A 13,640-nucleotide genomic window follows, 5' to 3' on the forward strand; every position below is an offset into this window, starting at 1 on the left:
AATGCCACGACGCCCGAAAAAGAAGCGAGACCGAGCGGTGACCTGCCTGACGATCGTACCGGCTTATCCCTTTATTGGACTGTCCAAACCTGCCCACGTACTGACAAATCTGGCCACTTCGACGGGGGGACAGCCTACCCCACCCCGGGGTTTACCCCGCCTGAACGGGCCGCCGATAGGTTCCCGGCGTGCTGCCCGTCCAGTGGCGGAACGCCCGATGGAACGCGCTCGGATCGTCGAATCCGATGTCGCCGGCGATGATGGCGATCGCGTCCTGCGTGTCCGTCAGACGCTGGATCGCGACGTCGCGTCGCAATTCGTCCTTGAGCAGCTGAAATGTTGTTTCTTCCGACGACAGTCGCCTGCACAGCGTACGCACCGAGCAGTGCAGGCTCTTTGCGGCTTCGTCGATGGTCGGCAGATCGGGCAACTCGCTAGCGAGGTATTGCCGGACACGATGGCTGACACGCTGTTCGCTGAACGACTCGAAGATCCACTCGCCCGGCGAACGGGCGAGAAACTTGTGCAGGTTGCGCTTGCTCTGGCGGATCGGCATGTCCAGAAACGCGGCGCTGAACCGCATCAGCGTGGCGTCGCAGCCGAAACGCACCGGCCCGGAGAAGAAATAGCGGTGGTCGAATGCGTGCGGCGGTTGCGGGAACGCGAAATCGACCTGCAACAGCGGGATCCTCTGGCCGATCAGCCAGGAAGAGACGCCATGCGCGAGCTTGAGCATTAACTCCTGGCCGAGCGGCCTGATGCTTCCAAATGCGGGATTCGGAAGCAACTCGACCTGCGCCATCAATTCGTCCCGACGCGACTCGAAACGAAAATCGTCGAGCACGAGGTGAATAAACTGACCGAAGCGATGCAGCGCCGTCTCCAGATTGCGTGCGTCCAGCAAGCTGAGAGAGAGGAATTTCAGCGTGCCGCTGCGAAGCGGCCGGCTGAAAATGCCCGGCATTTCGTCGTCGAGTTCGATGGCCAGCGTGCGATAGAGCGTGGAGAACTGCTCCTCCGTCACGCGCGCGCCCGATGCACGAAGCAGTTGAGGCGTTATCCCCGCCCGCTCCAGATAGCGCTGCGTAACGTCGGGCTGCGCACCGGCGGCGGCAAGGAAGCCGTTGACGAGCGAGATCGGGACGGTTGCGCTGGGCGCTTGCATGGCGATGGTCGATTGAGGCGGTGAATGCTTGTTATCTCAGGGCAAGTAGTCGGCGAGCAGCTTGATGAAATTACGCTTCGCTCGATATTCCACGCGAATTTTATCGAGTTCAACGGCAAACTGCTCGCGTTCGCCGAGTCGGATCCGCAGCTCGCCGATGGCCCGCACGATGTTGACGGCATCTTCATACTTCGCGTCGGCCGAACCCAGCGTCACCGCGACGGGCAACAGTTTTCCGTACACCATGAGCGCATCGCGCGGATGTGTGCGGCCACGAACGGCGGCCATTTCGGCACACAATGCCGTCGCGATGGGGCCGCCGGTGAACACCCGCCAGGCTGCCTCGTTTTCATGTTCGTCGAGGTGGACTCTGACGATTTCCGTACGCATCGGCACATGCCACGCGGAGGCGCTTTTTCGATCCAGCTTCGACTCCTCGCGCTCGACGATGGCCCACATATGCGCGAGCGCTTTTTCCCGCGTTTCGTCGTGCCGGTTGGTTGCCGTGGCGACCTTCAGCAGTGCCCGCAGAACATTGGCCGTCGGGCGCTGCTCGAAACGGCGCCATGCGTAGACATCGGCTTTGTCGAGCTTTCCGAGCTTCAAACATACGTCGACGCACAAAACGAGCAGCGAATCGTCGTGGGTTTTTGCCGGCGATTCCCTGAGGCCCCGCTCCGCCCATGCAAGGGCCTCCTCCTCGCGACCGTGCTGCCTGCACAGCTGAGCCACTTGCTCGAACCGATATCCGCTCGACAAATCTTTGGCCTCGATGCGAATAAGCGCGTCGAAGTCCCCGTCCTGTTCGGCGAGTGCCGTCATCGCGCTCGAAATGCGCCTGCGCCGCAAGTCGAATGAACGCTCTCCCGGCGCAAGCACCGCGAGGGCATCCCAGTCATTGCCGACCAGTTCGCGATACCGGCGCAAGCCGGCGTCGCCGAATAAATCTTTGTAGAACTGCAAAGCGTCTGAAAACAATCCCCACTCACTCTCGGTCTGCAAGCGATAGAGCCGTTCCGCAAGCGCGACGGGATCTGGCCGCATCCGCTCGCAGGCTTCGAGATGGACGGCAGCCAGCTCATGGATGGCGGGCAGCACGTAGCCGCCGGAATCGTCAATTCGTTGGAGGCTTTTTTCGGCGCCCCCGATTGCCAGTTCCGAGAGTTCGATCACGTGCGCGGCAAAAGGGCCATCGAGCTGGACTCGCAGCATCTCAGCCAGCGACAACAGGCCATCGGCATATTCTCGTGCCTCTTGCCGGACGAGCACGCGAGTAACGCGCGTGGTCTGCCGGACGGTGGACTTCAACGCGGGCAGATCGTCGGCGGTTGCCGAACGTGCTGCGAACAGCAGCTTGTCGCGCAGCGTCACATCCCGATCGACGGCTTCCAGCAACCAGCGGCGAAGCTCGCGTTCGTCCAGCGTCTCCACATACTCGCCAATGATCTCGCCGTAAGTCTTGCGCTTCTTGCGCGGCTTTTTGGGCTTCGTCTCGTCGGGTTGGAACACCTCCGCACCCGAGTTCTCGAGCCACGAAAGCGCGACTGCGACCGCATGCTTGCAAAAGGCGGAAGTCTGGCCGACGGGGCAATTGCAGTAGTACACGAGGCCACCGTGGTCCGACCGCAGTTCGACCGAGTACGGCTGCGTGCCGCGCACGATCGCGCGAACGCCGTATTCATCGGCTTGCAGACGGGATACCGCACCGTCGTGGAAATAGACTTTGCCGCGCGAAAACGTTCTGGTGAGCGATAGCACAGCGGCAAGAGTCAATGATCTGGCGAGACTGACGTATTCGGACATGAGGACGCTGGCAACGTTGCCGCACGTGAAACGCGGCATCGCATGGTTTCATCGGATCGTGGTGCCAGCTAATGTACCCGAACTCGATGATCGCCGTCCGACCGTCGCCCGCCTATGCGACGCGGGACCATTGACGATTTCGCCATCCGTTCGGCGTCGCCCGTCGCCTTCTTCCGTCTGCTCTGGGGCAGGAAGTGAAACAAGGCGGGACCCAGCACGAGCGCGCCGGCCATGTTCCAGATGAACGCGAATGTCAGCAGAACGCTTATGTCGGCCTGGAATTTGATGGGAGACCAGGCGGGCAAGGCCCGGGCACATTCGATCAGAACGCATCCTCATGGAGCCCGAGCACGCCTTCGCCGCCTTGCGCGCCGACGATCGCTGCCTCGAATGCCGCTGCCTGCGGCAGCACGTAATTGGCATAGCAATGCGCGGTGGCAATCTTGGCGCCGTGAAATAGCGGATCTTCGCGCATGAGCCGCTGCGAAGCGAGCAGCGCCCGCGCCATCTGCCAGCCACCGAGCACAATGCCGGCGAGCTTCAGATATGCGACCCCCCCGGCATACGCCGCATTCGGGTCTTTTCCGGCGTGCTCCAGCATGAACGCGACGGCATTCGCAAACGACTGATTGCCCGCCGCGAGATGCCGGTGCATCGCTTTGAAAGCTGCGTTGTCCGCGAATGCCGGGCTTGCCTCCAACGCCTGCACGACCTCGCCAATTTCGCCGATGAGCGACTTTGCGACTGCACCGCCGTCACGCACGGTCTTGCGGCCGATGAGATCGTTGCTCTGTATTGCCGTGGTGCCCTCGTAAATCGGCAGGATGCGCGCGTCGCGATAGAACTGCGCGGCGCCTGTTTCCTCGATAAAGCCCATGCCACCGTGAATCTGCACACCGAGGCTTGCGACGTCCACCGACATCTCCGTACTCCACCCCTTCACAATCGGCACCATGAATTCGTACAACCCGTGATGCATGGCGCGCGCCTGCGCATCGGGATGGCGTTGCGCATGGTCGGAATGCGCGGCCGCTACGTACGCCAACGCTCGCGACGCCTCTGTGAGCGCACGCATGGTGCCGAGCATTCTACGTACGTCCGGGTGGTTGATGATCGTCACGGATTGCTGCGCGGAGCCATCGACGGGACGGCTCTGTACGCGCTCCTTCGCGTAGCTGCGCGCCTTCTGATAGGCGCGCTCGGCGATAGCGATTCCCTGCGTGCCCACGGCAAAGCGCGCCGCGACCATCATCACGAACATGTACTCGAGGCCGCGATTTTCCTCGCCGATCAGCTCGCCGATCGCGCCGCCGCGGTCTCCGTATTGCAATACGGCTGTCGGGCTACCCGTGAGCCCCATCTTGTGTTCGATCGATACGCAATTGACGTCGTTACGCTCGCCCGCGTGGCCGTCTTCATCGACTAGATACTTCGGCACCAGAAAGAGTGAAATGCCCTTGACGCCAGCGGGCGCATCCGGCGTGCGCGCAAGCACGAGATGCACGATGTTGCGGCTCATTTCGTGTTCGCCCCACGAAATGAAGATCTTGGTGCCGAAGACCCGATAAGAGCCGTCGTGTTGGCGTTCGGCGCGCGTACGCAGCAGTCCGAGATCGGAGCCGGCCTGCGGCTCTGTGAGATTCATCGTGCCGGACCATTCGCCGGACACCAGGCGCGGCAGATAACGCCGCTTCTGTGCGTCGCTGCCCGCCATCAGCAGCGCTTCAATTGCGCCATCGGTCAACGAAGGGCACGTCGCGAGCGACAGGTTCGCCGCACACTGCATTTCGATGCATGCGGCTCCGACGAGTTTGGGAAGACCCTGTCCGCCGTATTCGGAAGGATGCGCGACACCCTGCCAGCCGCCGTCGACGAAGTGCCGGAAGGCCTGCTCGAATCCCGGCGAAGCACTCACCCGACCATCGCGCCATTGCGCCGGCTGACGGTCGCCCACCGCGTTCAGGGGCGCCCAGATTTCGCCGCACAGCTTGCCGGCTTCTTCGAGCACCGATTGCACAGTCGCGGCCGTGGCGTCCGCGTAGCCCGGCAAGCGGATCACGTTGTCGAGACCCGCCAGTTGCTGCATCACAAACAACATGTCCTTGATGGGCGCGCGATAGCTCATCCTGTTCTTCTCCAGTAATGCTCACATTAGGGGCGGTCATGGATGGTTGGCAAGCTTTGCGCCACCCGTTCGATCTGGCAAACGGGGCCTCGTCATGTGCATGCATGCCCCAAACAAGCCGTTGCCGATTAAATCAGCTACCGCGATTCGCGACCCCTATCCTGAAGATAGGGAGGCGCCTTCTCTTGTGAGTGACGTCTTGGAATGTTCTATTCACAGCACAATGAATGGAGGCCGACCTCGCGTCTTCTCGCGTCAGAAGCGATGCGTCATGACGAAAGCCGCGAGTCGTTGCGAGCTTCCCGCTTCCTTCACCAACTCATCATCGCCGACTGCGCCCACGCGCCCTGCACCGCCAGCAACAAGGCGACACCACCGATGCTCTGCCTTGATGACAGACATGCCAACTCCTCCGGGCACATCTCCTGTCTGCACGAGATGTCTGCGATTCATTCGGCCTTTCCCTTCGAACACGGAAACCGAAAGTCGCCTTTCTTGTCTTTTAACAACGATGGTGTTTTGCCTACCACTTGATTCGATGCTGCTTCACACCGGTTCGTCAGCGGACGCGAATCCCGCAAAATGATCAGGGCTCCACAACGGTCTACGAGCGGCGACTGCGTCTTGGCTCACGTCGCTGACAAGAGCCCGGGGTGGAAGGACGCGCGCAAGCGCATCCGGATTCTGGAGAAATGGGCACCCGAATACGTAGGCCGGGACGCGCTTGACCTGCTTGAGTGGTCGAAGTCGCTCGTCGGCTGCATGCGCGAGCACGGACCATAACGGACGACCGAAGAAACCGCTCACCGATGGCGCGATCCGGAACGTGCTCACGTATATCCGCGCGGCAATTAAGTATGCGCATAAGGTCGGCAGGCTGGAGACGGACCCGACGGCCCGGGTGATGATTCCGGGCGTCAACAACGAGCGCTACCATTACCCGCAGCGACGCGAGATGCTGGAGATCGCGCGCGCCTGCGGCGGCCGCGAAGTGCGATCTGCTATCGCATCGCGTTCTATTCGGGCACGCGCCGCGGCGAGATCCCGCGCGCGAAGATGCCGCGAAACGGATATTCGCTCGACGACTCGACTATCCACTCGCGCGTGGCGGTGCGATCGCGCCGGGTGCGCACTTTACGATCGGGGTGAAGAAGTTTGAAACCGAGTGGATCACGGCCCGAGAGGCCGCACGGCACTCGGGGACGAAGTTCCACGACCTGCGCCACGGCGCTGCGTCAGAAATGATTAACGCGGGCATCGACTGTTTTCGGTCGGCGGGGTGCTCGGCCACAAATCGACGGCATCGACGAAGCGCTATTCGCACCTGGTCGCCAATCGCCTGGCTGACGCTGTCGCCCGGATCGGGCAGAAGCGATGAGGGCAGAATCCGGTTTCGGGCAGAAAAACCCACGCCCCGGTTGCGCGGCCGATGGTGCGAAATCGGAGAAGCCTTACGGGGATTGGTGGGCCGGGTGGGATTCGAACCCACGGTGTCCTTTCGGAGGCGGATTATGAGTCCGCTGCCTGCAACCAGCACGGCGTCCGGCCCAACGATGCTTCGCGACGGAAGCGCCAGGGCAACAACAAGAAAGGCCAACAAAAAGACCCGGTCTGAAGGCCGGGCCTAATTAGTCGATTGGCCGACATACTACACGAAAAAAGAGGCTTCTGGGATCGCTTCGCTGAGCAAAACGATCCGAAGCCTCGATGTAGCGCTATCAGCCGGTATGCAAGCTCGCCTAGTTCCCTTCGAGGAACGACTTCAGCTTGTCCGAACGGCTCGGGTGACGCAGCTTGCGCAGCGCCTTCGCCTCGATCTGACGGATACGCTCACGCGTCACGTCGAACTGCTTGCCGACTTCTTCCAGCGTGTGATCCGTGCTCATTTCGATACCAAAACGCATGCGCAGCACCTTCGCTTCGCGTGGCGTCAGCGAATCGAGCACGTCCTTCACGACATCGCGCATGCTCGCATGCAGCGCGGCGTCCGACGGCGCGACCGTATTCGTGTCCTCGATGAAGTCGCCGAGATGCGAATCGTCGTCGTCACCGATGGGCGTTTCCATCGAAATCGGCTCCTTTGCGATCTTCATGATCTTGCGGATCTTGTCTTCCGGCATTTCCATCTTCTCGGCCAGCGTTGCCGGATCCGGCTCCAGGCCGGTTTCCTGCAGAATCTGACGCGAGATGCGGTTCATTTTGTTGATCGTTTCGATCATGTGAACCGGGATGCGAATGGTGCGCGCCTGATCGGCGATCGAGCGCGTGATGGCCTGGCGGATCCACCACGTCGCGTACGTCGAGAACTTGTAGCCACGGCGATATTCGAACTTGTCCACGGCCTTCATCAGGCCGATGTTGCCTTCCTGAATCAGATCGAGGAACTGCAGGCCACGGTTCGTGTACTTCTTCGCGATCGAGATCACGAGACGCAGGTTCGCCTCCGTCATTTCGCGCTTAGCCTGACGCGCTTTCAGTTCGCCCGCCGCCATCTGACGGTTGGTTTCCTTCAGATCCTTCAGCGGCAGCACGACGCGCGCTTGCAAATCCAGCAGACGCTGCTGCTGTTCGCGGATGGCGGGCACGTTACGCGACAGGATCGCGCTGTACGCATGGTTCTCGCTGACGATCTTGTCGGCCCACTCGAGGTCCGTCTCGTTACCCGGAAAACGCGCGATGAACTCGGCACGCGGCATGCCGCACTTGTCGACGACCGTATGCAGGATCTGACGCTCGACCTGACGCACTTCGTCCACCTGCGCGCGCAGCGTGTCGCACAGACGCTCCACCGTACGCGCGGTGAAGCGGATCATCATCAACTCTTCCTGGATGGTTTCCTGCGCCTTCAGGTAGGACTTCGACTTGTAGCCTTCCTTTTCGAACGCGCGGCGCATCTTGTCGAACCATTCGCTGATCAGCGCGAATTTTTCGAGCGACAGGCGTTTGAGTTCTTCGAGCTGAGCGGCGTTGGCCGTCGCTTGCGCGGCGCCGTCGTCGTCTTCCTCTTCTTCCTCGTCAGCCTCTTCCTCTTCTTCGTCTTCGCTTTCGATCGCTTCGGCTTCCTGTTCGGAGAAGCCATCGGTATCTTCTGCGTTCACGTCGATCAGGCCGTCGACGAGTTCGTCGATGCGAATCTCTTCGTTCGCAACGCGCTCCGCCATCGCGAGGATGTCGGCGATCGTCGTCGGGCACGCGGAGATGGCCATCACCATGTGCTTCAGCCCGTCTTCGATACGCTTCGCGATTTCGATTTCGCCTTCACGCGTGAGCAGTTCGACCGTGCCCATTTCGCGCATGTACATACGCACCGGGTCGGTCGTGCGACCAAATTCGGAATCGACAGTGGACAGCGCGACTTCGGCTTCCTCTTCCACTTCGTCGTCCGACGAGGCGTTCGGCGCGTTGTCGTTCAACAGCAGCGTTTCGGCATCGGGCGCCTGCTCGTAGACGGCAACACCCATGTCGTTGAACGTGCTGATGATCCCTTCGATCGCCTCGGTTTCCGTGAAGTTGTCCGGGAGGTGGTCGTTGATCTCGCCGTAGGTCAGGAAGCCGCGCTCCTTGCCGAGCTTGATCAGCGCCCGCAGCTTCGAGCGGCGCTCTTCAAGCTCCTCGACGGTGCCAGGCTGCGAAGACGCGAACGCGTCCTTCAGCAGCGCCTTTTCTTTAGCGCGGCGGTCGCGTGCCTTGGCCTTCTCGCCTTTGCCCGGAGCGGGGGTCGCTGCAGTTTCTTCGCTCTGGGATGCGTCGTCATCGACGGATACTTCGTTCAGCTTTTTCGTCATGGAGTTCGCCATACCGGCTGTAGTCTCGACTGCCGGCTGCTGGACAACAGCCGGTTGAACCGTGGATACCAAAGACTCGCGGGTAGCCGCATCGTCCTGCGCGACATCCGCTTCCCTTTCGCTACTGACTCCCTGCCGCTTCGAGACCGATGTCAACGATTTCGAGGTCACCGATGCCGCTTTCGCAGCCGAAGCGGTCGAAGCTCTTTTCCGGACAACTGGCGCGGCGGTTTCAGCTGACGCTTTACGGGCGGAAGAACGGGATCTGGCTTCACTGACCCCGGAGGTCTTGTTCGGCTCCCCGGAGCCCTTGCCTGTCGCCATTTTTCCGCCTGTAGTCTTTACCATTGCAATCGCCTTTTATCGCCTTTGCCTGGAGAAAAACAAAACCGCTGAAATCCTTTAATTATAGCATTCGGGGTCCCAGCCCTTCCCGCTCACTGCCCTCGCTGACGCTTCATGTCGGCACGCGTCCTGTCAAGTTCCTGATACTCCTTCAGTTCCTCCGGTGTGAGGCTCGACTGGCGCGACAGTTGGGTCAGCCGTTCGCTGTATGCGTCATAGCGCATTTTCAGAATGGCCGCTTTCAATTCTTCCCCGGCAAGGCGCTCGTGCTCACGTCGCTCTTCGGCAACCGTCGCGTCTTCGGGATTCTTCAGTAGCAGATCCCGGACGTTTTCATCATAGTCCAGAATTTCCCGGAAGATTTCCTCGAACGTGGGGGCATTAGCCCCGTTTCGCAACAGGTCGGACAGCAACTGGAATTCAGCCGAGTCGCCCAGCCCGCGGGCATGCGTCGTGACTTCCTCGAACAGTTCGCCGTGCCGTGTGACAGTCAGCAGCGCCCGCTCTTCCTCTTCGTCGAGCACGGCGACGATGCGCGGGTGCATGACGAGATTGCGCAGCGCCCGCTGCTCCAGACCCGTCACGCTGCGCCGGTCTTTTCGAGCAGGCGCGCTGCGTGCTACAGCGGCGATCCGCGCATCGACTTCGCATAACGCTGCGACTTCCTCGAACGGCACGTCGAGCCGGTCCGCGAACATGTGCATGATCTGTGCGCGCAGCGCATTGGCCGGAAGCATCTGCAGCAGCGGCTTCGCGTCGAACAGCGCTCGTGCGCGGCCTTCGGGCTGGTCGAGTTCCTTGCCCGCCAGCACTTCGTTCAGCAGGAACTGTGACAGCGGCATCGCGCGGCGCACCTGTTCCGCAAACGCTTGCGTGCCGAACTCGCGCACATAGCTGTCGGGATCATGCTCGGCCGGCAGGAACAGGAAACGGATGGTCCGATTGTCGGCGGCATGCGGCAGGCACGCGTCGAGCGCGCGCCGCGCCGCGCGCCGGCCCGCCGAGTCGCCGTCGAAGCTGAACACTACCGTGTCCGTCTGCCGCATCAGTTTCTGCACATGAATCGGCGTACAGGCGGTGCCGAGCGTCGCAACCGCGTTCTCGAAGCCCAACTGCGCCAGCGCGACCACGTCCATATACCCTTCGACGACCAGCACGTACTTCTGCTCGCGGATCGCGAGCCGCGCCTCGAACAGACCGTACAGTTCGCTGCCTTTGTTAAATAAAGGCGTTTCGGGAGAATTCAAATACTTCGGCTCGCCGCCGTCGAGCACGCGTCCGCCGAAGCCGATGACCTGGCCTTTCACGTTGCGGATCGGGAACATCACGCGCTCGCGGAAACGGTCATAGCGGCGGTTCTGACCCTGCGCGTCCGACTTCTCGCTGACAATCACGAGGCCCGACTCGACGAGCGCATCGTCCCGATAGTTGGGGAATGCGGCTTCGAGGTTCTGCCAGCCGTCGGGCGCGTAGCCGAGGCCGAAGCGTTTCGCGATTTCACCAGTGAGGCCGCGCTTTTTCAGGTACTGGATCGCGTTCGGCGCGCCGCGCAACTGCGCCTTGTAGAACTCGCTGGCCGTCTGCATGACGTCGGACAGCGCCGTCGTGACGGCCTTCGGCACGGCAGGCGCATAGGCTTCGCCGCCCGCGCCGTAAGCGGCGCCGCCCGAAGCGCCGCCGCGCATCGGCGAAGGCTCCTGCGGCACGGTCAGACCGACCGATTGCGCCAGATCGTTGACGGCTTCGGGAAACGACAGCCCCGCGTGCTCCATCAGAAAGCCAATGGCGGTGCCATGCGCGCCACAGCCGAAACAATGATAGAACTGCTTAGTCGGACTAACGGTGAACGAAGGGCTCTTTTCGTTGTGAAACGGGCAGAGTCCCATGAAGTTCGCGCCGCCCTTTTTCAGCTGCACGTACTTGCCGACCACGTCGACGATATCGACGCGGTTAAGCAGGTCTTGCAGGAAGGAATGCGGAATCACAGTGCAGACGCGGCCTTAAAAGGATGAGGCATGAGTGCGGAACGCACTCCGCCGCGCGCAACGCCGGAACCGGACACGCGCGGGGAGAAAACCATAACCGCCTTATTTCGACAGCGCGGCCTTGACCTGGGCGGACACGGCCGTCATGTCGGCCTTTCCTGCGAGCCTGGGCTTGAGCACGCCCATCACCTTGCCCATATCCTGCGGGCCGGCGGCACCGACCTGCGCGACGGCCGCCTGCACTTCGGCGGCAATTTCCGCGTCCGACAGCTGTTCCGGCATGTACGCGCTCAGCACGTCGAGCTCCGCCTTTTCCTTGTCGACGAGATCCGTGCGGCCAGCCGTTTCGAACTGGGCGATCGAATCCTTGCGCTGCTTGATCATCTTGTCGACGACAGCCGTGACGCCGGCGTCATCCAGTTCCACGCGATCGTCGACTTCACGCTGCTTGATGGCAGCGAGCAGCAGCCGGATCGTGCCGAGGCGCTCGGTTTCGCGCGCGCGCATCGCTGCTTTCATATCGTCGTTGATTCGGACCTTGAGACTCATCGTTCACCTGAATGCGTGGGGGTTGAAAAACGGGTGACGACGCGGTGCAGAGCGCAAAAACCCGCTTGGGATCGTTCCTCAAGCGGGTTAGTGCCAAATACGCGGTGAACCGTGCATCTGGATGCGGCCTTACGGAGCTTTGACCGCAGCGCCCGTTGCATGCCGCGGACGCATCCTGGCGTTCTCGACGCCACGGCCGATTACCGCAAGCGCCGGCCAGCTCCCGCGCCGTCACCTTGTGTGAGCCGCCGCTTTCGCTGGACACACCTTGCGAGAGCCACGACTTCACGTTGAATCAGTAAAACTTCTTGGGCAGTTGCTGACTGCGCAGGCGCTTGAAATGGCGCTTCACCGCCGCTGCCTTCTTTCGTTTTCGCTCGGACGTCGGCTTCTCGTAAAACTCGCGGGCACGCAATTCGGTCAGCAGACCGTTCTTTTCAATCGTGCGCTTGAAGCGGCGCATCGCGACTTCAAAAGGCTCATTTTCTTTTACGCGGATCGTCGTCATCTTTCAATAACGGAGCTTGGCAAAGATTGGAAAGTATAGCAGCTGTTTCGCACATTCATATGTCACTGTCAAGCCCCCATTTGCCGGCCATGCGACCCCGCTCACAGCGCTACGCCGGGCCCACGAATTCCGCTGCCGCCTGCCCCGCTGCCACGCCCGACGCCCACGCCCACTGGAAGTTGTAGCCGCCTAGCCAGCCCGTCACATCAACGGCCTCCCCGATGAAATACAGGCCCGGCACGCGCGCACTCATCATCGTGGCCGACGAGAGTTCCCGCGTATCCACGCCGCCGCGCGTCACTTCGGCCTTCCTGTAGCCTTCGGTGCCGTTCGGCGTGAGGGTCCAGCGCGACAGCGCCTCGCCGACGCGGCGCAGCGCCTTGTCGGGAAGATCGGCAAGGCGCGCGTCGGCGGACACGCCATGCGTTTGCAGCCAGACGTGCGCGAGGCGCGTCGGCACCCATTCAGCGAGCAGACTGCCGATCTGCCGTTTGGTCGCGCTTTTCGCTTCGAGCAGCGCCGCGACGGCGTGCTGTTCGGGCAGCAGATTGATGTGCACGGGCTCGCCCGGTTGCCAGTAGCTCGAGATCTGCAGCACGCCAGGGCCCGATAGTCCGCGATGGGTCAGCAGCAGGTCCTCGACGAACTCGCCGCCCGTCTTCTTTGCCCCCGTCGCCAGATGGACTTCCAGCGACACGCCCGACAGCTCCGAAAACGGCTGCCAGTCGGCGGACGCGAACGTGAGCGGCACGAGCGCCGGGCGCGTGTCGATCAGCTTGTGTCCGAACTGTTTGGCGACGCGGTACGCGAAATCGGTCGCGCCGATTTTCGGAATCGACAGGCCGCCCGTCGCGATCACGAGCGCGTGGGCGCGGATCGGACCGGCCTGGGTATCGAGCACGAAGCCGTCGGATTCGCTGCGACGCACCTGCTCGACGGCGAGCGGCCGGCGCCACGCGATGTTGCCCGCGTCGCACTCGCTCTTGAGCACGTCGATGACGGCGTCGCTCGACTGGTCGCAAAACAGCTGGCCCTTGTGCTTCTCGTGCCACGTCACGCGATACTGCTTGAGCAGCGCCATGAAATCGCGCGGCGTGTAGCGAGCCAGCGCGGAGCGGCAAAAATGCGGATTCGCCGAAAGATAATTGGCGGGCCCCGCGTACAGATTCGTGAAGTTGCAGCGGCCGCCGCCTGAGATGCGGATTTTCTCGGCGAGCCGTGCCGCGTGGTCGATCAGCACGACGCGCCGGCCGAGTTGCCCCGCCACCGATGCGCACATCATGCCCGCCGCGCCTGCGCCGATTACGGCGATATCGAAGGATTCCATGGGGCAGCATTGTAACCGGCGCGTCCGGCGCCGCCTGTCCCGCGCTGC

At 62.0% G+C, this 13,640-nt stretch carries 9 protein-coding genes, 1 tRNA gene and 1 pseudogene; all 11 read right to left on the reverse strand.

The genetic code is table 11. The features are described from left to right. Positions 1-151: 151 nt before the first annotated feature. The 11 genes and pseudogenes from BPHY_RS19835 to BPHY_RS19885 all read right to left on the reverse strand — a co-directional run bounded on the left by BPHY_RS19835 (position 152) and on the right by BPHY_RS19885 (position 13,592). A complete protein-coding gene (locus tag BPHY_RS19835) occupies positions 152-1,165 on the reverse strand; it encodes an AraC family transcriptional regulator (protein ID WP_012403234.1) in 1,014 nt (337 codons plus the stop codon). Positions 1,166-1,201: 36 nt separating this feature from the next. Then, a complete protein-coding gene (locus BPHY_RS19840) occupies positions 1,202-3,007 on the reverse strand; it encodes an SWIM zinc finger family protein (RefSeq protein ID WP_012403235.1) in 1,806 nt (601 codons plus the stop codon). Between the two features lie 29 nt (positions 3,008-3,036). Then, positions 3,037-3,264 (reverse strand): annotated as a pseudogene (locus BPHY_RS43230) (hypothetical protein); the annotation flags it as partial. 26 nt (positions 3,265-3,290) lie between these two features. Then, positions 3,291-5,093: an acyl-CoA dehydrogenase gene (locus tag BPHY_RS19850; protein WP_012403236.1), complete on the reverse strand. Its 1,803-nt coding sequence runs from the start codon at positions 5,091-5,093 to the stop codon at positions 3,291-3,293. A gap of 255 nt (positions 5,094-5,348) precedes the next feature. Continuing rightward, entirely contained in the window at positions 5,349-5,495 is a 147-nt protein-coding gene (locus BPHY_RS41820) for a hypothetical protein (RefSeq protein WP_157686651.1), read from the reverse strand. 1,059 nt (positions 5,496-6,554) lie between these two features. After that, positions 6,555-6,642 (reverse strand) — tRNA-Ile (locus BPHY_RS19860). Positions 6,643-6,832: 190 nt separating this feature from the next. Then, positions 6,833-9,226, reverse strand: coding sequence for an RNA polymerase sigma factor RpoD (rpoD, locus tag BPHY_RS19865; RefSeq protein ID WP_083775880.1), 2,394 nt, complete (start codon positions 9,224-9,226; stop codon positions 6,833-6,835). Positions 9,227-9,315: 89 nt separating this feature from the next. Beyond that, complete coding sequence (gene dnaG, locus BPHY_RS19870; RefSeq protein ID WP_012403238.1) at positions 9,316-11,208, reverse strand: DNA primase; 1,893 nt, start codon at positions 11,206-11,208, stop codon at positions 9,316-9,318. A gap of 102 nt (positions 11,209-11,310) precedes the next feature. Further along, complete coding sequence (locus BPHY_RS19875) at positions 11,311-11,757, reverse strand: GatB/YqeY domain-containing protein (RefSeq protein WP_012403239.1); 447 nt, start codon at positions 11,755-11,757, stop codon at positions 11,311-11,313. Between the two features lie 295 nt (positions 11,758-12,052). Further along, complete coding sequence (rpsU, locus tag BPHY_RS19880; RefSeq protein WP_012403240.1) at positions 12,053-12,265, reverse strand: 30S ribosomal protein S21; 213 nt, start codon at positions 12,263-12,265, stop codon at positions 12,053-12,055. Between the two features lie 109 nt (positions 12,266-12,374). Next, positions 12,375-13,592, reverse strand: a complete 1,218-nt coding sequence (locus tag BPHY_RS19885) for a BaiN/RdsA family NAD(P)/FAD-dependent oxidoreductase (RefSeq protein WP_012403241.1) — start codon at positions 13,590-13,592, stop codon at positions 12,375-12,377. Positions 13,593-13,640 lie beyond the last annotated feature (48 nt).

The sequence above is a fragment of the Paraburkholderia phymatum STM815 genome, assembly GCF_000020045.1.
Lineage (GTDB): Bacteria > Pseudomonadota > Gammaproteobacteria > Burkholderiales > Burkholderiaceae > Paraburkholderia > Paraburkholderia phymatum.